12 protein-coding genes are annotated in these 23,754 nt (G+C 26.2%); 2 read left to right on the top strand and 10 right to left on the bottom strand.

Features of this window, described 5'->3' with window-relative positions; all coding sequences use genetic code 4:
* Window positions 1-36 precede the first annotated feature (36 nt).
* The 10 genes from KQ877_RS02855 to KQ877_RS02810 form a co-directional block, all read right to left on the bottom strand.
* Complete coding sequence (locus KQ877_RS02855) at window positions 37-1,365, bottom strand: ABC transporter ATP-binding protein (RefSeq protein ID WP_216489229.1); 1,329 nt, start codon at window positions 1,363-1,365, stop codon at window positions 37-39.
* The gene (locus KQ877_RS02850; protein ID WP_246529894.1) at window positions 1,352-2,797 is read right to left on the bottom strand and encodes an ABC transporter ATP-binding protein; all 1,446 of its coding nucleotides are present in this window, start codon (window positions 2,795-2,797) and stop codon (window positions 1,352-1,354) included. Before KQ877_RS02850 ends, KQ877_RS02855 begins: the two co-directional genes overlap by 14 nt.
* Window positions 2,798-2,877: 80 nt before the next feature.
* The gene (locus KQ877_RS02845) at window positions 2,878-3,858 is read right to left on the bottom strand and encodes an ABC transporter permease (protein WP_216536003.1); all 981 of its coding nucleotides are present in this window, start codon (window positions 3,856-3,858) and stop codon (window positions 2,878-2,880) included.
* Window positions 3,858-4,937, bottom strand: a complete 1,080-nt coding sequence (locus KQ877_RS02840) for an ABC transporter permease (protein WP_216489233.1) — start codon at window positions 4,935-4,937, stop codon at window positions 3,858-3,860. The genes KQ877_RS02845 and KQ877_RS02840 overlap by 1 nt, the downstream gene beginning before the upstream one ends.
* A gap of 7 nt (window positions 4,938-4,944) precedes the next feature.
* Entirely contained in the window at window positions 4,945-7,884 is a 2,940-nt protein-coding gene (locus tag KQ877_RS02835) for an ABC transporter substrate-binding protein (RefSeq protein WP_216536002.1), read from the bottom strand.
* Window positions 7,885-7,894: 10 nt separating this feature from the next.
* The gene (locus tag KQ877_RS02830; RefSeq protein WP_216536001.1) at window positions 7,895-15,841 is read right to left on the bottom strand and encodes a PDxFFG protein; all 7,947 of its coding nucleotides are present in this window, start codon (window positions 15,839-15,841) and stop codon (window positions 7,895-7,897) included.
* Between the two features lie 18 nt (window positions 15,842-15,859).
* Window positions 15,860-18,964 carry a hypothetical protein gene (locus tag KQ877_RS02825; protein WP_216536000.1) on the bottom strand — a complete coding sequence of 1,035 codons (3,105 nt, stop codon included), beginning with the start codon at window positions 18,962-18,964 and terminating at the stop codon, window positions 15,860-15,862.
* A 357-nt stretch (window positions 18,965-19,321) separates the two neighbouring features.
* The gene (mgtE, locus tag KQ877_RS02820; protein WP_216489238.1) at window positions 19,322-20,752 is read right to left on the bottom strand and encodes a magnesium transporter; all 1,431 of its coding nucleotides are present in this window, start codon (window positions 20,750-20,752) and stop codon (window positions 19,322-19,324) included.
* Between the two features lie 16 nt (window positions 20,753-20,768).
* On the bottom strand, window positions 20,769-21,347 hold the full coding sequence (locus tag KQ877_RS02815; protein WP_216489240.1) for a diadenylate cyclase: 579 nt from the start codon (window positions 21,345-21,347) through the stop codon (window positions 20,769-20,771).
* Window positions 21,348-21,353: 6 nt separating this feature from the next.
* Window positions 21,354-21,749, bottom strand: a complete 396-nt coding sequence (locus tag KQ877_RS02810) for a hypothetical protein (RefSeq protein WP_216489242.1) — start codon at window positions 21,747-21,749, stop codon at window positions 21,354-21,356.
* A gap of 117 nt (window positions 21,750-21,866) precedes the next feature.
* Here KQ877_RS02810 and KQ877_RS02805 point away from each other — a divergent pair, with 117 nt between their 5' ends.
* Window positions 21,867-23,078 (top strand): phosphoglycerate kinase, encoded by a 1,212-nt coding sequence (locus KQ877_RS02805; RefSeq protein ID WP_216535999.1) that lies wholly within the window; start codon window positions 21,867-21,869, stop codon window positions 23,076-23,078.
* Between the two features lie 58 nt (window positions 23,079-23,136).
* Window positions 23,137-23,754, top strand: a 618-nt coding sequence (locus tag KQ877_RS02800; RefSeq protein WP_281492654.1) for a hypothetical protein, incomplete at its 3' end; no start/stop codon positions are given.

Genomic DNA, 23,754 nt, shown 5'->3' with positions numbered 1-23,754 from the left:
ATAAAAATCAAGACCAATACAATCTTGATTTTTTTATTATTTAATTATTTTACTTTTGTAATTTTTTGCACTTTCTTTAAAAACAGGAAATTCTTTATCACTTGCTAAAACAAAGTGATTATTAGAAATCTTTTGTCATTTAGGTTGATTTTGTTCATCATATTCATGAATTGATGGATCGTAAGCCTTACCAACTAATGAACCTCTTTCAGCCTCAATAGAAGGTACTGCATCTAATAAACTTTGAGTATATGGATGGTGTGGATTTTTAATAATTTCAGTAGTTGAACCAACTTCAAGCAATGTTCCTTTATTCATAACAGCAATACGATCTGAAATATATTCAACCATTCTTAAGTCATGTGCAATAAATAAAATTGTTAAATTATATTTTTCTTTTAATTCTTTAAAAATATTAATAACCTGTGCTTGAATAGAAACGTCTAACGCTGAAATAGGCTCATCGGCAATTAGTAACTGTGGCTGTAAAATTATAGCGCGACAAATACCAATACGTTGTTGTTGTCCCCCTGAAAATTCAAGAGGATATCTATTTAAAACTGAATCATCTAAACCAACAGATTTTAAAATATCTAAAACTAAATGTTGTTTTGCTTGTTTTTCTGAAATATTATTTGAATCAATTCTTTGTTGTTTTAATTCATTGAATAATTGTGTTAATTGATCATTTTTTAATGCAATAACTTTGTTATAAAATTCTTCATAAAATGTTTTAAACACTAAATCAGGTTCTTGTGATAATGATTTTTCTAAATCTTGTTCAAATTTACCAAAAAATTCAGGGTTTTTTTCTTTAGATAATAGTGCATAAATTTGTTTTTTTGATTGTTGGTCAAAATTATATAAATAAATACTTTTTGAATTTTTTGTATTAGTTAGTCCTTCAGAAATAATGTATTCAACGTTTTTAAATGGGTTTAAACTGTTTGTTGGATCTTGGAAAATCATTTGAACTTTATTAACCATAAAATCAATGATTTCTTTTCCTTTTTTAGATCATTTAAACACTTTATTTAAATTTTTAGGAATTGGTTTTCCTAAAATTTTAATTTCACCAAAACTATGCGGGGTTAAACCAATAATAGCACGTCCTGCAGTCGTTTTTCCAGAACCAGATTCACCAACTAGACCTAAAACTTCACCTTTATATATATTTAAATTAAAATCTTTTAGAGCTTTAAATGCTTTAGCTCCACTGCCATAAGTTACATCCATATTTCTTATTTCAACTATTGTAGGCTTATCAACAGAATTTAGCATTTCTTCTGTGCCTTCTCTTATTTCACGATAAAGAGTTTTACCAAAACTTTTTTGTTCTTTATAAATATTTTTAGTTTTGTCCATCTTGAGCCTCTTTTGTTTTTAAGTTTAATACTTCTTTATTATGTTCTTCAATTTTAGCTAAATCTTCTTGATAAGTTTTTTGATCAACAAAAATGTTTTTATGTAATAAGTGTAAACGGTTGAAATATCTTTTTCAAAGATTTTGAATAATCTTTGGTGGAATATAATGTGGAGCTTTTTTGTCTAAAAGACTTGATTTGACAATATGTGTTGGTGAAACAAAGTAATAATCAGATTCTTCTTCTAAATCTTTACCTAAAGCATAATCACTTCTTATCGCAAAAGCATCACCTTTAATTTCATTTAATGAAGAAGGAACTGCACCTTTAATAACATTCAATCTTTCATCATTATTATAATCTGGCATTGATGAAATTAAACCTCATGTATATGGGTGTTGTGGGTGCATTAGAACTTCTTCACAAGTACCGGATTCAATAATTTGTCCAGCATACATAATGTTAATAAATTCAGCAATTGATGCAACAATTCCTAAGTCATGGGTAATAAAAGCAATTGCAATGTGGAATTTTTCTTGTAATTCTCTTACTATATCTAAAACAAGAGCTTGAACAGTAGGATCAAGAGCAGTTGTAGGTTCATCCATAACGAGAATTTTAGGTTTTAAACTAACAATAGCAGCAATTGCAATCCGTTGAATCATTCCACCTGAAAGTTCATGAGGATATAAGTTCATAACTTTTTCTGGATTAGAAATTTTAGCCATTTCTAAATATTTAATCGCTTCTGTAACAGCTTCTTTTTTGGTTTTTACAATTTTATTTATTAACATACCTTCTGTAATTTGTTTTCCCACTTTCATAGTAGGATCTAAAATAGACATTGGGTTTTGGAATACAGCACTAACAATCCGACCCCTTAATTTTGATTTCTCTCAATTATATAAATTGAAGTTATGAACTTCTAAACCATATAATTTAACACTACCAGATTCAATAATTGCATTTGTTCCTGTTAAACCATATAAAAGTGAAGTAATAACTGATTTCCCTGAACCTGATTCACCAATAATTGCATGAATTTTACCTTCATAAATCTTTAAACTTGGTCCACGTAAAACTAAGTTTTTTTCTTTAGGATTTGCAGGATTTTTAAAAGTTAAATAAATATCTTCAATTTCTGCTGCAACTTTTAACTTATTACCTAAAATATTTTCAACTTTTGCATTATCTAGATATTCTTGGAAATCAAATAAATTAGATTGTTTTTTGAATGTAAATAATTTTTGTGTTTTTTTTGCGACATTTTTTCATAAATCAACTGTGTTTCTCACAAATGATTTATTTTTATCTTTTCTTACTTCAAGTAAATTTTTAGGGTGTGGTTTTGCTAGTTTTTTAATAACTTCTGGATAAAGCGGTGTATATACATCTTTATCTAATGAAGTTTCTGTTTTAAGAGATGTTTTCAAAATTTCTTCATAATATTCAATTTTTTGTTGATATGAAAGGGATTTTCAATCTTTTTCAATATTGTTTGGCATATTTTATCCTATCTTTGTCTTAATAATGAATCTTGAATACTTGTAGAAATTAATTGAATTGTTGTTGTTAATAAAACTAGCATCATAGAAGGAAGTAATACATATCTAGGATAAGCGGTAAATACTTTTGCTCCTTCTGAAATTAAATTACCTAATGTTGGAATATCTATACTTAAACCAATGAATGCAAGTGATGTTTCACTTAAAATTACTCCAGGAATATGGAAAACTATTTCAGTAACTAATAAAGGAATTACAACTGGTAAATAATTTAAAAGAATTTTATATGTAGGAGTCCCTAAAACACTTGAAGCAGAAACTCATTCAAATGATTTTGCTCTTAAAACTTGTGAACGCATTTGGTTTGCTATATGTGTTCATGAAGTAAATGTTAGAGCAAAAACAATAACTCAGAATGTTGCTTGTCAAACAATTGTTATAACAATAAGAATAATAATTGATGGAACGTTTGAAATTATTTTAATAATGTAAGTCATAATAGTATCAAATATTCTAAAATGACCCATCATAATTCCAATTAATAAACCAACAAAAACTTGAATAATTGTTGTTACTAGAGCAAGCGCTAATGAGTATCTTAAACCCCATCATAATCTTGCAAATAAGTCACGCCCTAAATAATCTGTTCCAAATATTGAATTACCTTCAAAAAAGTTTTGGTATTTATTTTCAATATGTAATGTGTCGGGATTTTTGGTAAAAAATGGAATAAATATTGCACAAATAACAATCGTTAAAAATAAAACCATTCCAAATACACCAGCAAAACTTCTTGAGTATCTATAAAATAATTCAATTCATTTGTTTTGTTGTTTCTTTATATTATTTGACTCATGATATTCAAGTAAATTACCGATTATTTCTCATTTTTTATAATTTATTGGCTGAATAAATTTATTAGGTGCTAATTCTTTACCGTGTTCATTATTTGGTGATACATGTGTTTGTTTTTTAAATATTTTAAACATTATCTTGAACTCCTTCTAACACGAGGATCAATTAATTTATATAATGCATCACGACAAGTATATGACAGAATTGTAATTAATGAAAATATTGTAACCATAAATAAGATAATATTATAGTCTTTTGAGGTTATAGCATTTAATAACAATCCACCACTACCGGTAATAAAGAATATTTGTTCAACAAACAAGCTACCTATAAAGCTACCGAAAATAACTACAGGGAAAAATGTTGCAATTGGAAATAGTGAAGGTTTTAAAGCATGTGTTCAAACAAATCTTGATTTTGATAATCCTTTTAGATAACAAAATTTAGCGTGTTGTGAATTTAATTCACGATTTAATTCTGTTCTTATATATTTAATATAAACAATAATTGAACCTAGAGATAATGCTAAACCTGGTAATACATAAGTTGCAATATCGGTTTCCACATATAGATAAGGTATATTTAGTGTTCTACCAATTAACAATAATCAAAGAGCAAAAACTAGTGATGGAATTGATGAAAATATAGATACAATTACAGTCGCAATATGGTCGGGTAATTTATCAGGATTCATACCCACATAAACTCCAACAGGAATTCCAATTACTAGAGTTAACATAACAGAAAATATCCCGATTAAAAATGATTTGTAAAATCTAATTCAAACAAAATCATTAATACTTTGACCAGGAAAGACTGAATACGAAATTCCAAAATCTCCCCTTAATAAGTTTTGAAGATAAATTAAATATCTATCAAATAGTGGTTTATCTAATCCATAAGCTGCTTCTATTGCCTTTTTAGAAGTTTCATCTAATCCTGTTGTTAGTGTTGTAGAACCTGGAATAGAATTAATTAAAAAGAATGTAATTGTAACAACGATTCATGAAATTGTAAAAAATTCAAAAGCCATAATGAAAAATCTTTTTAATGAACGTAAAAGTCTTGATTGAAAACTGAAAATATCTTTAATTGGTGAATTTTTTGGCTTAATTTTTCCAACAAAATCAACATATGAAGGTTTTTCAATAATTTTAGAACTTTTAAAAGTAATTTTTTTCTCTTTGAGAAGTTGCGTAATATTTTTTTTCATATTTCTCCTATTTAATTAATGTTGGTAATGATGCTTTTGGTGGATTTAATACATCATAAGCATATTGTAATGAATAAGTATATAAACTACTTGCTCCATTAATACGTGAAACTTCTCAATAAGTATCTACTTCCATTAATGGAATAACAGGTGCAGCTTCTCTTACTATTTTTTCAAATCCGGCAATTACAGAAAAACCAATAACTTCAGTTCATCCATCTTGCTTTTCTTGTTCTGTAAATTGACTAGTTAAGAATTTCATATGGCGTTGAGTGTAATCATTTATATCTTCATTGTTATACATAACAGATAAATCAACAATTTTATCTCAAACATCAGGATGATTTGGTTTTGTACCTAAAATTCTTAGTCTTTGTTTTAATTCTTCAATATGTTTTTTATCTTCTTCATTTTTTATTACTAAATTATTATTTTCATCTCTTGAATATCCTAATTTTGTAAAGTAATCATGATATGTTCAACTACCTGATGGATTATTTCTAAATCCAGTTGTTTTTTGTTGTTCAGTTTTTATTTCATCTGGTTTTAAAAATACTCTTATGTATGAATAAATATCGCTTCCAAATGTATCAAAGTTACGATAAATTAAGTCATATTTACCAGTAGTCCTTCAATCTTCATAAACGTTTTCAGGTAAGTTTTTTACCTCAATTTTGATAAAGTCGCCAAATGCTTTGGACATAAAGTCTTTAATTGCTAATCCAGCATTTTTTTGTTCATCTGTTGAGTTTGAAATGTATTTTAGTGTAACTTCTTTTAAATCTGGATGTTTTTTCTTAAATGCATCCAAAAAGCTTCTTGCAACATCTAAATGATAACCTTTATCAGTTCTATCGACTGTTTCAAAACGCATTGTTTTTGAAATATGATCTATATGCGTATAGTTTTGAACCGGAATAGGAATTCCTCAATTATTTTCTTTTGCTTTAGCTTTGGCTTGTTTATAAATAAATTTATTTAAGTAATTATTTTCATCTGCTTCATTTTCAGGATATGAACCATATTTTGTATACATAAAGTCATGGTCAAATCCAGATTCAACCGCATCTCCAAAACTAGAAGAAGCTTGACCAAATGCAGTTCAGGTTATAACTGGAAATGATGTACTTCAACCAACAATATGTAACATTTCATTACGATTAATTGCATAATAAATTGCATTCCTTAAATCAATGTCATTTACATATGATTCACCATTAGTTTCTTTATCTAAGTTAAATGCAAGTGCTATTGTTCCAAATCCTGTTGATTTATTCATGTATTTACGTTTTGCAGGATCTGATCAGTATTGTCATTGTAATACTGGTGGTATTTTGGTTGTAGAGATATAACCTTCTTCAAACATTGCAGAGTTAATATTAACATCATTTGAAAAATAAATTTTTATTTTATTACTTATAGTTTTAGATGCTGAATAATATTGATTATTTTTAGATAACTCAATATATCCTTGTGGCCCTAAAACTAAATCTTGTATATTAAAAGGCCCATTTGTTAAAAAGTTTTCATTTTTTAAACCAAATTCTCTAATTCCTCCAATTGATTCAACAAATAATCTATTAATAGGAATAATTGTTGAACTTATATCTTGATAAGCATTATTTACTGTTGTTGGTTGATATTCATCATATGCAACTCTTAATGTATATTCATCTAATGCTAAAACACGACTTTGGAAGTATGCTTTTGGATCTAATCTTTTTATAAAATCATTATTTAAAGTTGTTTGTCCATTTGGTACTAAATTTTTATAAAGTTTGTTTACTTCTTGTGTGTATTGTTCAATATTATCTTCGTTGTATGATATATCACCTAATTTATGTTTTAATTCAAATGATTGATTTAAAAGTTTTCTAAATTCCTGTGAAGGTTTTTGTTTTCTATCAAAATATAAATATTTTTTTACTTTTGTTGGAATTCTTTGTGGAATATTTTCAAGTTCTGCTTCTGAATGTAAATCTAATGAATACTCTGGATTAGGTAACATTAAAACAGTTTCATCTGCTTCAAAATCAAAATCAGGTGAATAAGGTATTGCAGCTAAAATATCACGATTTGATCAATTTCAGTACATTCTACCTGAATAAAATCCTAAATTTAAAGCTGTATCTTTAATTAATTTAACATCTTCTTCATCGCCTTCAACTTGACTTGCTCAAGGTTCATAAAATGGATTAAATACATCATAAACTCATTTACCATTTTGCTTAATAATTGGTGGATAAGCAAAAGGGTTTTTATAAGCTACATTGTGTTTTTGAATGTATCTTTGTTGTGCTTCAATCATTTCTGATGAAGATTGGAATTTTCTTTGCAGAATATTAGTTACTTTTTGTGAACCTGTTTCTAGGTCTAAAATATAATGCATTGCATCAATGTAATCATCAGCAGTAACAACATCACCATTACTTCATTTACTTTGACCATCATTTAAAAACACATTTAATGATAAAAATTTATTTGTTGGAGTTGTAATTGCATTTACTGAATAATATTCAGTTTGATCAGTAGCTATTGTTCCTGGTGCAGAACCAAAGTTATCTAATGAGTAAAAAGTACCTGAGTTTTCTGGGTTAGGATTTTCTTCTAAATATTCATCTAAAGTTCCATTTTCAGAAGTTTGATAAATTCCTAAATACATTTTTGGTATGTTTGCTAATCTTTTAATTGTTTCATTAGGACCATTTTTAACAGGAGGTTCTACTAATGATGGAAGAATTTTGTTAACTGAAGGATATTTAATGTAATTTAATGAGTTAATTGGGTCAGTAGCTAAACCTAAATCATAATTTTTACGTGTAGATCTTATTTTTTCTAAAGCGGCTTGTTCAGGAGTTAATGAATTTTGGCCACAAGCAACAAGACTTAAAGGTAGTGCAATTGTTGCAAGCGGTAATGACAATAATAATATTTTTTTTGCTTTCATATTTCTCCTTCTATTTTGTTCCGTTAAATTGAACACCCACACGGAAAACCGGAACTTCTGTTCCATTTATATTTTTTAGATAGATAGCAGTTGGTGCTTGAGAAAATGTTTTTCCATTTTCTGAAATGCTTTGAGTTTGTCCTAAATCAATGTTTAGTGTTTTTAGACCTGCTTTATCATCTGAAAAATAAATTTTATATTCATGATTTGGATCTAGTAATTTATTTGCATAATTTGACATAATTGCATAATCACTAACTCATGCAACAAAACCATTTCCTTTATGGTGACCATTTGAATCTTCATAATCATATGCTTCATCTTTTAGTCAGTGACGTGATTCTGAATTTTCTTCATTGTGAATGTGTTGTGTCTTGTAATAGAACATATTGCTACTGTTTTCTTTGTTAATTTTTAGTGTTTTTCTTTGTCCTGTTTCTACATCTTCAAATACTAAATAATTAACTTTTTTAGCATCTTCAATATTTAAATATCCAAACATCGCAATAGCATCTTTATCTGTATGTCTTCATATATTTGAAACATTTCTTTTTCCAACACCTTGTGACTGAATGTAGTATTCTCAGTAGGCTTTTGGTCTATTTGTAACAACATTGCCTTCTAAATCTTTAATTCTGATTGTATCATCTACAATTGGTTGTCCTTCATCATCGTACAATCTGAAGTTTAAAACATCTCTATATCAACGGTCTTTAAATCAACCATTGTTTATTGATTTAAATTTACCGAAGTAATTTGATGCTTTGTTTTGATCTGAAGAGAAATTATCACTATTTATTAAATCATTTGGCACATAATCAACATTTAATTTAGATGCTCTATATTTAGTTTCTTTATCTGCAATTTTTTCATATTCAATAATTGTATTTTGAATTGAATGTTGTTCATCACCAGTAAATTTAATTAACGCTTCGTTTCATTTAGCAGTTGGTGTTCCATCAACAACATATTCAAGCCCTGTATTAGCTTCATTTACATTAGTGATAAAACTTGGTAAGTTTCTAAATTCAGTATTTGAAGGTGAATATGTTATTTGTAAGTTATCACGGTTAATAACCTCAGCAAATGAATAAGTATAATCTGAAAAGAATTCATTAAATTTACGTTCTGTTTTAGTTTTAAAGTAATTTACAACATCTTCAGTTGGTTTTAATTTTTTAGTTATTCCCTTTGTAAATGATAATAATATATCAGCCATTGAGAATTTTCTTTGTCTAAAATTGTAAATCATTTGAGTTGAATACATTTGTGTTTTATTATCAAGAATTAAATCATCAAATAATGAAAACTTATCAAATGAAACATTATTTTCATTTGCAAATGCATTATATGTATCTAAAAGTCTTTTAGCTGACATATCTCACTGTTTTTCAATTGAAGTGTTTGTATTATCTTGTGTTCCGACTACTATATCTTCAGATTTAAACAATCCATATCCTAAATCTTTATCAAAAATTCATGCATATCTAAGTTCGTTATTTGCATCTTCATCAATTTTTTGTTTAATTGTACTTAGTGGAATATCTTTTACAAATACTGCTAATTTAGAATTTGTAAATCTTCTCATGATTTCGTTTGCAAATGCTTGCTTGTTATTTTCACGTAATAATTGATTTAATTTATTTTTTTCAGATGATGTCAAAGTGTTTTCTGAAAGTAATGCTGTTTCTAAACCTTTTTTGAATCTATCTATATTAAATTTAGATTCAACATAATCTATATCTCAATTAACTGTTTTTGTTTCTTTATTTAATTGAGCTTTTGTTGTATCAACACTTGAAAACTTAATAAATTCTTCGTATGTAGTGAATTTTAAGTCAAAATCATATAATTTTTTGTTTGATTTTTCTAAAAAGTAACTATTAAATAATGAATTCGAAGCATCATTTAAAAGTGCATTTTTATTAATTTTTAATCCTGACATTTCTCAGAATGCTGGAAAACCTTTTAATTGAGGATGTGGGTTTTCGGAAACAACATTATCATTTGAATTAACAACTAAATAAGCATTGTTTTTACCATCTATACCAACCATTTCCTTAATATAAGGTCCAAATCATTTTAAAATTGGGATTTGGTGAAGTTGTTTTAAGGTTTGTGGACTAAAACTTTCTGCTAAAAATCCTGGTGTTGTAACATTTTCTAAATTAACGTTAGGTAAATATTGTTCATTTTCACTAAATCAAAGAACTTGTCTTGCACCTGCTGAAATTGAAGCATAAGAATTACCTTCTGCTAAGTATAATGAAATTAAAATATCAGTAAATTTAGTATTTTCTTTACCTTTATCTGCAAAAGCATTAACATAAAATTCTTCTTGTTCAATGGCATCTTCGCTATTTGCATCAATTAATATAGTTCCATTTGGTGCATAATATTTTGCATCTACAAAACCTTTAGCTATTTTACCTGTTTGTCTATCTCTTGATTTTAGATGATCTAAATAAGGCAATAAAATTGCTTTGTTGTAATCTTTATCTGCTTCAGTAAATATTTCAGCATATGATGGGTATGAAATAGATGTTTTTGGTTCAATTGATGTATCAGTTGTTGTAAAATCTCAACCATTGATCATGAAGTCTTTAACAATTAATGATTGAATTGTATTTTGAGCTTCTTGAATTTTTTCATTTACATATTTTTTAGTAATGTTTTCATTGTTTTCATTAATTTCATAATATGGATTATTAGTTCTATCATTATTTTCTAAATTAATACCTAGTGGAACATTTATAATTGGACTTCCATCTGCATTGAAAACTAAAATTTTATCAATTTGAATATATTCATTAGCTGAATTTTTAATACCTTCAACTATTTTTGGTACTATTTGTCCATTTACTTCTTCAAAATTAATTAAATTTCCTTGTCCATCTTTTAAAATTCCTTGTAACATGTCAAGTGATGCTTTTTTAAATGTTCATTTACCGTTTGCATCTTTAGTCATATATTTTACTGGGAATTTATCGTCTGAATATTTAGTTGGGTTTAATGTTCCTGAGTTTTGGTCTAAAGTATTCATTAATCATAAATCAAATACTTCTAATCATTTTTTGTCTTCAGTATTATTTAAACCGTTTGCTTTTCGTCTTTCTTCAGTTGCTTTAACTAAACCTTCATATGTTTGCAAGAAACGGCGTTTGTAGTTTTCCATAGAAGCTTTTAAATCTTCTTTTCCAATTTCATGTCCTCAAACATCAGAACCTGATTCAACTGTATCTTTATTAATTACAATTTCATTATTAATCTTCTTAGGTTCATTATATAGTAAATATTCACCCTCATTGTTTTCTGAAACAACATTAGGTTCGTTTAATAGAGGTGATGAGTTTAATCCTAAGTGTGTTCTTGCTTTTAAATATAAGTCCAAAACATTTCTTGAGTAGTAATTATTTATATTTGGTGTTTGACCTGGTACTAAAGCAGATCCATACAGAGGTTTTTGACCTTTATCTCCTAAATCTTGAGCTGAATTCAATGTCATGTGGTGTCCATATTCATGGGCAGCAACAAATTTTAAGAAGTCGACTGCAATACCTTTATATTTAGGATTATTCATCGCTAATAATGATCATAATCCAATACGTGAGTCAGGATCTAATCCTAAATATCTTCCATTCTCAATAGAATATTCAAATTCACCTTTATCATTGATTGAAGTTTTTAAATGTTCACCTTCAAGTCATTCTCCCGCTCATGGAACTTTGTTTAAAAGTGTTTTTGTAAATCCATCGTATGCTTCAACAAAAATACTATAAGTAGGGACTGTATGTTGTTGACCATTGTCATCAATTATAGTTTTACTTCCTTCTTCTTTAATTGAATATGGTTGTACAACTGCTTTATATCCTGCAACGTCAAATAATTGTTTAATTTGTTCTAATGTATTTTCACCTACACCATCAGAAACATTTGCATTTACTTTAAATTTCAAGTATTTTAAATTCATATAACTTGAAAATTCTTGATTATTTACTAGTTGTTTTTCTCTTAAAACAAATGATAAAGTTGAATTATCTTTATTTATATTTGTAAGTTGTACGTTGTGAATATAGTTTCTTGCAAATTCATTTACATCTGTTTCTGGTGTAACAATTTTTGCTTTTGTTAATTTATCTAATAATTCGATTTTTGATTTTGCTACATATAAAGGATTTTTAGAAGAAATTTCTATTCCTTCATTTGTAAGTAAACTATGGTGTCAAACTGTTTCTTTTATATTTAATTCTTTAATTTGTTTTACATTGAAAATTGTTTGTTTTAAAGCATTTGAATAAATATTATTAAATGAATTAAACATATCTACATACTCAAATAAATCAGTTGCTAGATTATGAACTTCTGAAGAGTAGTTTTGAAGTGATTTAGAAAATCTATCTTTTTCTTGCTGATATCTTTGAAGATTTTCATTCATACTATCTACTCAAGTTTTATTTCTTATATATAAAGCTGTATCTTCAAATTGATATTGGAAATTTTCATCATTTGCAAAATCTTTGTTAGTTCATGCTGCTTTTAACTCATTAATAGCATCTAAGTTTTTGTAATAACCGTTATTTTCAAAATGCGTATCTTTTAATAAATCTGTATAAAAATGTAGTAAATTTTGTGCATTTACTAATTCTTTTTGCTTGTTAGCTTTTAAATTATTATCTGTTGTTTGTGCAATTTCTTGTTTTAATTGCGCTATTTTTGTATTTTGATTTTGAATATTTAAATTATAATTATCAAAATTTTCTTTTTGGTAAGCAATAACATCGTTAAATAAAGCGGCTATAAATTTTCTAGATTCATTATTTTGATTACCTTTGTTATCGTATTCTTTAAATACTGGGTTTGAAACTATTGCAAAATAATATCTAATTAAATTATCAACATTTTCTATATTGTATTTAGTTTCTAACTCAGTTAAATACTCTAATGAATTTTTAAAGTTATTTAAAATTGTTTCTAAGTTTTTGCTTGTTTGATCTACTCTATTTTCAAATAAACTAATAGCCTTTGTTGAAACTTCTGTTAATGTATTTACATAAACTAAAATATTGTTATTATCTGAAAGATTAATATTTTCTAAACTTGAAAGAACTTCTTGAATTTGTTGATTATATAGTTTTAGTTGATTTTTTGTATATTCATCTATATCAGTTTTTTGAGTAGCAGTTATTTTTACAATTTCTGAATATAAATTAAACATTTTTGGAAGTAAAGATGTAATTTTTAATTTATATGATTCTTTTTCGTTTTGAGTGATTTTTCTTAATGTATCAATATTATTTATTGCACTATCAAAATCATTTCAGTGACTTGATAAAGCGCTGTCTTTTTCAATTATATCTTTTATATCGTTGTAGTATTTTTTATCTTTGGTTGTATCATCTTCATATTCAACAAATGATTTTAAAGTCATTATTCTTACAAATGCTTGAGTATCTTTGTTGTATTTTGTTGCTAGTGTATCAAGTGTTTGAATATCTTGTTTAAATTCATTAACTAATGAAGAGTAATTTGCTTGTTCTAAATGTGATGAAATCGATGATTTTTGTTGGTTTAGTTGTTCATTATTTTCAAATGATTTTAAAATTTCATCTAATCTTGCATTTTCTTTATCAATAAGTTGTTTTACTTCTGTTTCACTACCCTGATATTCTTCTCTTATTGAGTTTATATTTGGTAAATAAACATAAAAACCATTTGAAACTGTTTCATTATGTGAACGAATGAATCCGTTTAAATTTGAGTATTCACGTCAGTTTATTCTTCAATTTTTTGTAATTTTAACTAATTCATCTAATGCAATTAACTGAGCGGGTAAATAACCTAAATCTGAAGAATATAAAAGATATTCATCATTTACATTTTCGATTTTTGCATACACGTCACCACTTAGAATTTTGCTATATAAATTATATTTAGCACGATTTTCTAAAATAAATTTATAAAGATTTCTAATGTAATCTGCTTTTTGGTCAATAGAATCAAATTCGGTTTTTGGTTCTTTAAATTCTGAATTTTCTATTTCTTCATTTAATTTATATAAATCAATTAAAGTATCAAGTTGTTCGGAGTCAAAAAATGCTCTTTTTAAAATTAATAAAATTTCTTCTCTTTTTTGTTCGATATTTAAAGCGCGAATTTCTTGATTTAGCCCGGCAATTCTTGCGTGATATTCTCTTAATTGTTCGTCTGTAGGAATTTCACTTTCTAGAGTTTCAATTCTTCTGGTTGAAGTAGTTACAACTTGCTCATATTCTTGTTTTCTTGCGTTTAATTCTTCAATTTCTTTATTTAATTTAAATAATTCGTAATTTTTATTTTCTTTAGTTTGTTCATTATTTTCAGCAGCAATTTCTGCTTCTAATTCTGATTTTTTATTTTGCTTTTCTTTTAATGATTGATTTACTTTATTAATTTCTTCAAGAGATCTTTCTTTAGCTTGTTTATATAAATTTAATTCTTCTCTGTGATTATCATCACCTTTTTGAATTAATTTATTTGTTTCATTAATTTGAACTTCTTTTGTGTCTTTTTCTTTTAAAAGATTTACAAATTCAATAAATTTAGCTAATTTATCTTGTTGAAGATATATATTATTTGTTAAATTCTTTGCATAAATTGAAGATATATCACTTGAAAGGTTTTCAAAAGCACGTGTATTACGTTCCAATGCTTGTTGGATACTTTCTGTGTTTTGTGGTCTTGTACCATTAGTAATTTGTCCATTAACTATTTCAACGTTGTATTGTGCTTCATCAATACTGTTAAATAAAATAAAAGTTTTACCATCATTAAAAATTAATTTTAAGTATTTGTCATTTATTTTATCTAATAAAGTTTTTTCATCATTTTCTATAATTGCATTGACAATAGTCTTCTTTTCAAAAGAAAAAGAAGCACTATTTTTTAGTGTTTCAAACGGATCATTTTTTGAATATGATTTAACATATTCTGCAAATTTAGTTTGTGCTTCTTCTAGAGTATTGGCAACAACTAGAGAAATATAATCTGAAGAAACATTTAATCTATCTTTTTCTAAAGTACTAAATGCTTCACTTTCAATTTTTTCACGATAATTACCTTTAACAACAAAAACTTCTTTTCCAATTAAATCTCTTTTATCAGCTAATGTTCTAAATGATTGTGCATTAGATGTTTGTTGAGAAATATTAGTAAATGAATTGTATTCATTAATATTTTCTAAAAATTTTTGTAATTCAGGAAATGTTAATAACTTTTTATTTACTCTATATAGTAATGAATCAGCTGCATTACCTTCCCCGCTTAAAGTACTGTGTAATGGAATTGAACCAAAGAAAGCATCAGGGAAGAATTTTATAGTTGTATATTCTTTATCTTGATTAGAGTGAGAACCTAATGTTATATTATTTCCATTAAGTTCAACCCCTTTAACAATAGAAAATTCTTTTAATGTAATAATTTCAGGTCCTCATGAAACATTTTTCATGAATCATTGAGTAAAATCATAGAAATCTTTAGCACTAACTGCTTCAATATATTCATTGTAAAAATCAAACATTCCATACTTAATATTTAAAAATGGCATTGAGTGATTTTTTTCATAAAATTGTTTTAAAAAGTCATTGTAACCTATTCAATTATTATTGTAAAATACTTCTCCATCTTCTCCTTTAGAAGGATCAAATGTAGCAATTTCATGATTTTTTTCACTATTTACAAATGTTAATCTAGGTCCATCTGCTAAATTAATATTTCCATTTGGATTAACAAATTTATTTTTTAGTAAATTATTATCGTATCCTTGGGCTAAATGTGGCTTTGTTGAATTATATTTAATAATTCCAATTGTTATTGCTGAAGCCAGCGCGATCACTGCTAAAGAAGTAACATACTTAGGCCAAACAAGTGTTCTTCAATTGAAAGATTTTTTATTTTTTGGGTTTTTCTGGTTGTCTTTCATCTTGCCTCTTAATTATTTTTATTTAATATATTTATCATATATATTTTGCATTATTTCTGTAGTAGATTCTATTTTTGCATAGAATGATAGTAAAGTAGCTGCTACAAAATATTCAGTTGGTTCAGATTTATCTGTGTTGTATAAGTCTGCTGAAAATCTTATATATTTATTTTCTAAAATTACATGCTTATCTTTTAGACCATTTAAGAATGTATAGTAATCTGATCTTTTCTGTTTTAAATTAGTTTTTAATTCATCAACATTAGAGTCATTTGTTCTATTTAATCATGCGATTAAAGTTTCAGCATATGCAGTTTCTAATTCTTTGAATTGTTCATAGATTTTGTTTATTTCTTCTTGTTCTTTTTCATCAGTTTCTGCATTTGAAACACTTCAAGAACCCGTTGATGAATCAACTGATATTATAGAATTAAATCTTGAATTATTTGAAACTGAATCTTTTTCATCATTTAAAAACTTAGCAAGTTCTTTATCTTGATAATCATCTTTTTGTAATAGAATTTTTTCAAAATCTGCTTTTTTATTGTCTTTTCAGTAACGTAAAAGAACAAATAATTCTTGCCCTGGAACTAATTTAGCTGTTTTGGCTATTTTTCTTTTTCTATTTTCATAAGTTTCAATTTGAGTATCACGATCTTGTTGTGTTAAATGATATTCATTTGTTAATGTTGGTAACCCTAAATTTTTATTACCAAATTTGCTTAATATCTCTTCAGCTTTTGTTGATAATTCTGAAATTTTATTTTCTATTGTATCAGCATTGTCTGATGATTCCAATTCTTGTTTTAATTCTTCAACTTTTTCTTTATATTCAGTTAATATTTCGCTTAAATTTTCTCTTAATTCACGAAGTGCATTTCCACTATCTGTATAATAATCACCAATTGATGATCATTGATTTCCATATTCAAATATTTCTTCAAGTGTTTTTAAGCTGCCATTAATTAAAGTTAATTGTGCATCCATATCATTTTTTATTTCTTGATTATCTTTAGAACCTTTTTGATAATCTTTAAAATATTTAAATAAATCTTCAAGATCTGTTAATGGTTTAGATTCGTTTACATATGTTTCATCATCTTTTGTGTAATGGAAATCAAAGTATGCATTATTGAATACAAGGTATGCAAATGGGTCGCTTGAATTAGATTCAACTTTAAACATTTTAGCTTTAACTTCTAAAGCGTTAGCATTAATTTCTTTTATTTTTACTTTAAGCTCTTCTTCTGATAATTCACTATTGTTTTTAGCATCATTAATTTTTTGATTGTGTTCTCTTAATAATTCTAAAATTTGTGAAGTTGTAGTATACATATATGCTCATTTACCTAATTCATCACCTTCTTCATTAAAGTTTTGAGTAAAATTATTTAAAACTTCTCCAGAAGTTGCGGCTAATGTGTTTATAAATTCATGAGGGTCAGTTGTTTCATCGTAATCTACAATTAATTTATCTATTTCAACTTTTTGCTCGTTATATAATTTTTTATCATTGTCTTTGTTTTTATTAGTTTGATCAATCAATTTATCCATTTTTTCTGAGTTGTTTCATTTTAATAAATCAATTAACTCTTGACTATCTAAGTTTTCACCGAGATCTTTAAATAAATTAATTAATGATTCAGATAATTGTATTTGTTTTTTAACTGTTAAATATTCTTGATAACGATCAAAAGATTCAATATATGTATCATGTTGCATATTTTTTATGTTTCGCATTGTTGTACTATATGTTGTATAAAAATCTTTATATAAATATGTGTTATCACTTTCGTTATAATCATTATGATATTCATTAGTTTTTGATTCATATTTATTTTTAAACATTTTTGCAAAAGAATTCATAGTATTAACATCAAACTCTCTTGAAACCTCTTCATCCATTTGTTGTTTTAATTCTTTATTATCCACAAAGAATCCTTCAAGTAAAGTATTATTTGCTTCATAAACAAATCTATCAACATCTTCTCAAAGTTCAAATTCATTAAAGTATGATAAATTATCATCCACTAAAGCAGCAGAAATTTTTAGTAACTCAGCTTTTACTTTTTCATGTAGTTTGTGATAGCTTACAGATGTAATAAAATCAGTTGCAGATTTACTGAAAAAAGTTTTGTAATTTGCTAATAATTTAGCTAATTTATCTTTTGTTTGTTTTTTAAATTCTTCATCAACAATTTTTCTATATACAGGGAATAATGAAATTTTAAAATCTGGCATATTGAATTTAGGAAGTAATGATCTATAGTTTGTTGAACTAAAATCAATAAATTTACTTGCTATTCCTTCACCTTGTTTTTCAAGTTTTTGTCAGTTACTTATTTGGTGTGTAAGTAGTGAAGAATTTGTTTTTGCATCTTGGTATTCTTTTTTATATCCTTCGAATTCTGCAAGTAATACTTCTTTATCTGTTGCGTCACTTGTTCTTATTTGACTCATTATTCTATCTATATCATTAATTCTTCAATCAAATAAATCATCCATTTCTGTTAATTTTGGAATATTAACTGTAACAGGATTTTGAGGATCATCTATAAATTTAGTAATAATATCAGCTCTATTTAAAGAGAATAAAATTGCATTTTCTCATGTTCATAAATTACTAAAATCTTCTGGTGTATCCTTTAATTCTTCTTTTGATTTTTCGATACTTTGTGTTACACCATCTAATAAATCTCTATTACTATTGTAAGAGTTTGGGTTTTGTTGCTTAATTGCATTTGGTAAATCAATTGCTAAAAAGTCGCTTATTTGTTCAAAGAATTTTTTAGCTGATTTATCATTTCTTTTAACTCTCTTAGCTTCTAATTCATTAATTTTTTCTTGTAGCTCTTCAATTTCTTGCTCTAATCTTGTTTTAGTTTGATCTGATTCATCTTTTTGTTGATTTGTTGTTTCTAATCTTTGTCTTAAAGCATCTAATTGTGCTTGAATTTGTTCTTTTTCTGTTTGGTTCTCTTTTTTTATTTTTGCTAGTTTAGCCTTTAATTCTTTAATTGTTTTTTCTTCATTAGTTTCTGTGTTTTGCGGTGCACATGAAACTGCCGCTATAGCTGGTATAGTTGCAAGAACTAAAGAAGATATTAATATTTTTTTTCTCATTTATCTCTCCATTTTCTCTATAGAAAAAAGCCCTGTATGCTATAAACCATACAGAACTTTTATTTATTCATCATAAAAGAGGTGGTATATAGCAATTATTAATAAATAATAAAAATCTTTTATGATATTTAATTAAATAACTATATACTTTTTTACCATAACAGACTTTTATTACTTTATAAATCCGTTATATATAAACTTACAACAAGACTTATAATGAAACTAACGATATGCGCACATAGAATATGCAATACCGTTCTTGTCCATAATAATCATTGAATTTGTAAGTAGTACTTTTTTCATAAAAATATTATACAACAAAAAATAATTTTTTTTAAATTTAATTGCAATTAAAAACTAGTGAAAAAATATGTGAAAAATCAACATAGCAAGACTAAAAAAGATAATAGTAGAAGTTGCATCTGTTAATGTTGCCAAAATAGGACTTGACATAACTGCAGGATCCTTTTTTAATTTATTTGCAGCTAAAGGAACTACAGCACCAACAAATTTAGCAAAAACAACTGCTAAAAACATTGATAAACTACTTACCAAGCACATTAGAATAATTCCAATTTGTTCTGCTTTTATAAGTAAATTACCAGTTGCTGTAAAATATAAAATCAATCTAATGAAATTTGTGATAAATAATATTAATCCAATTATTGCTCCTGCTCTTAATTCACTACTTATTACTTTTCATTTTGAACCTTTTATTTCATGAAGTGCAAGTGCACGTGTTACAGTAGTTGCTGCTTGCGCTCCCGCGTTTCCTGCAGTACCACTTATAACTGGAACCATTGAAACAACTATTGCGCTACTAATAGCGGCTGAAAGAAAAGAACCCGCCCCTTCAACTTGAGCCTGAAATATTTGAATAACTAATTGACTTAAGGTACTTCCTAACATCAAAATAATTAATCAAAAGATTCTTGACTTAACAATTGATTTTATATTAGGTTTATTATATGAAATACCTTCTTCTGATTCAATTCCGGCCATTTTATAAATATCTTCTGTTGCTTCTTCATGTAAAACGTCAATAACATCATCAGAAGTAACAATTCCCAAAACCTCATTTTTATCATTTACAACTGGTAGAACTGACATATCATGGTCAGCAAAAATTAAAGTTGCATGTTCTTTTGTTTCTAAAACATTTAAACTTTGAATTGGTTCCATTATTTCATAAATATATGTACCTCTTCTACTATCAACAAAAACAATATCTTCTAAAGTGGTTACACCAGCTAACTTGTTATCATCATCAATTACAATGTAATAATGAACTACTTCAGCATCTTCTCTTTTTTTTCTAATAATCTCAATTGCTTTTGAACAAGTGATGTCTTTGTTTAATTTAATAAACTCAACACTCATAACTGAACCGACGCTATCATCGTTGTATTTTAAAAGTTTATTAATCTTATTTCTGTCTTCTTGATCTTTAACATGACTTAAAATTTTTTGAGAAATATTAGCAGGCATTTCTTCAATTAAATCAACAATATCATCTAAATATAGATCATCTAAAATATATTCAAGTTCTTTATCTGTAAATGATTTAATAATTGATTCTTGAATATCATGTTCTAAATATGAAAAAATTTCCCCACTATCTTTGGGTTTAATTATTCGAAAGAAAAACACTCGTTCATATTCATTTAATTGTTCAATCGTATCAGCTATTGTTGCATTAGGTGTTTCATCGACAAATGTTCGAATTAAATGAATATTTTTATATTGAAGGGCATTACGAAGTTGAGTTAATGATAGTTCATTTTTCATAGTGGCCTCTTTTCTTTTAATAGTCTTTAAATATATTTACCAATGATTCTTGTAATCTATCTGTAAAAATAGGACTTATCATACCACCTTTAACAAGGCTTATTGCTCCATTTTCTTCACTTACTACCAAAGTAATAGAATCTGAAATTTCACTTATACCAATTGCTGCACGATGTCTTGCGCCATATTTATTATCTATAGATTTTTTAGTTATTTTATAATAAGTTGCAGCATACACTATTTTATTGTCGCGGATAATAATAGCTCCATCATGTAATGGGGTATTTTTATTAAAAATACTTATTATTAAAGAACTTGAAATATTTGCGTCAATAATAACTCCATCAGTTCTTAAATTATCTAATTTATCAGTCATTTCAATGGTTATTAGCGCACCAGTTTTATTTTTAGATAAGTATTTTAAACTTTCTTTTAATTGGTGAATTAATCTTATTTTGGTACTTTTTGAAACTTTTAATTTTTGTTTTCTTGATCTTATTATGTTTTTATAAAATAAAACTGAATAATGAATAAAAACAATTACAAACAATAAAACAATAAAACCTAAAATTATCAATAATAATTTATTTTCCATATTATCTTATCCAACTCACTTAGTAAATACTAAAATAAGTAAAGCAATAAAAATTACTACTGAAATTGCTGAAGCCGCAATTATCAACCTTGATATCGGTTGAATTTCTTTAACTTTTGTACTATTAGGGTCATCGCTTCATTTTTTGTATTCATATTCTTTTGCTTTGTTTTGTAAATATTGATTTCTCTGTCTTCTTTGAATTTCTTCTAATTTATTCATTGTTTTTCGATCAACTTCTGACATTCAAACAATATTTTTATAAATACTTAAAAGATGATTGTCATCATAATTTATAAATCTTGGTTCTTTTTTAAATTTAGCAAAATCTTTTAAAAGTTGAGTAATACTTGTTTCAATAGCATCTTTATTTTGACGTAAATCTCTTGTTTTTAATCCCATTATTTCCCCTTTTTTGTTTATATGTACTTATTATTATAATTTTAAATTATAATGAAAATAAAATAATTTAAATAATTAAATTAAAAAAACACAAATTAAAAGCAAGAAGGGTAAATAATGAAAATAAAAATTACAGATATTAATTTAAAAAATAAAATTGTAATTTTAAGAGTGGATTTTAATACACCATTAAAACTAAATGAAAAAAATGAATATGAAGTAGCTGATAATTCAAGAATTGTTGCTGCCTTAAAAACAATAAAATACATAATAAACCAAGACGCAAAATTAATCTTATTATCTCATTTATCAAGAATAAAAACAAAAGAGGATTTGCAATCTAAATCTTTATATCCAGTTTATTTAGAACTTAAAAAATTATTAACTGATTTGAATGTTTTCTTTGTAAATAAAACAAGAGGAAAAGAAGTAAATGACGCTGTTTATAATTTAAAAAACAAAGAAATTTTATTATTAGAAAATACAAGATTTGAAGATTTAGAAGACAAAAAAGAATCAAAAAATAATCAAGAATTAGCACAATATTGAGCAGGTTTAGGTGATGTATTTATAAATGATGCATATGGCGCAATTCATCGTGCCCATGCTTCGAATGTAGGTATTTCAACATACATAAAAGAATCAGCAATTGGTTTTTTAGTTGATGATGAATTAACCAATTTATCTAAATTAAATAATCCAAAAAAACCTTATGTAGCGATTGTTGGTGGTGCTAAAATTTCAGATAAAATTCAAGTTCTAGAAGCATTATTACAAAAAGCTGACTATCTATTAATAGGTGGCGGTATGGCATATACTTTTAATGCATCAAAAGGACTTAAAATTGGACAAAGTTTATTTGAAAAAGATTATCTTGAATTAGCTCAAAATTTACTTTTAAAATATAAAGATAAAATCATTCTTCCAATTGATAATGCTATATCAAAAGATTTTAGTAATTCTACCCCAACATATACAACAAAAGAAAATCCAAACATACCCAGTGATTTCATGGGTATGGATATAGGTCCAGCAACAGTTGAATTATTTAAAAAATATTTACTTGAAGCTGAAACTATTTTCTGAAATGGACCATTAGGAGTGACTGAATTTTCAAATTACTCACATGGAACAGAAGAAATTGCAAAAATTATTTCATTAAATAAAAATGCTTTTTCAGTAGTTGGTGGTGGTGATAGCGCAGCTGCAATCAAAAATTTAGGACTTGAAAAAGAATTTTCATTTATTAGTACTGGTGGTGGAGCTAGTTTAGAATACATCCAAGGAAAAACATTACTAGGTTTAGAAATTATTAAAAACAAACAATAAAACGGCTATTAATGCTGTTTTTTTGTGTCTTTTTGCTCTCGTTTGGTTTCAAGACAAAGTGGAAAATGTTATAATTCCCCGCTCTACACATAAATTTAAAGCGCTAAACATAACTGGTTACTTATACCCTGTTATTCAACAAGGCGATAATCCAATTTTAGGGTATTCAAATGAATCAAATATTATAATAAATTACAAAAAATTCATTCTGTTTGGTGATCATACTTTTTCGCTATATAAACCTAATTCTCCTTTTTTAATCGCAACAGATGGCATAAAACTTATTGAAACATTAAAAGTTGACAGAGATTTTTTGTATCATTCTTTAACTAAAATAGACGTAGGTTTATTAGGATATAAAAGACACTTTAGCCAATTAAAAGAAACTATTATTTACCTAACAAATAACGAAAAAGAACAAATAAAAATTGCAACTGTTTTAAATGTAATAAATGAAAACGTATCTTTGTTAAAGCGTTTGTGATTTTGACAAAAAAATCAACTTTTTTATGTCGAAAAAACTGCATTTTTACTAAAAAACACTTTCGTTTGGTTTCAAGACAAGGTGAAAAATCTATTTAAAATTACAAGAGGACAAGTTTTAAACACTAATAAATTAAAAGAATTTCCATCTGAAAAATATAAGTACCCTGTGTTTTCGTCGAAAACTATAAAT

This window comes from Mycoplasma zalophi (genome assembly GCF_018914005.1).
Taxonomy (GTDB): Bacteria; Bacillota_I; Bacilli_A; order Mycoplasmatales; family Metamycoplasmataceae; genus Metamycoplasma; species Metamycoplasma zalophi_A.
The sequence above is the reverse complement of the archived record's forward strand: the minus strand, read 5'-3'. Positions and strand labels throughout refer to the sequence as shown.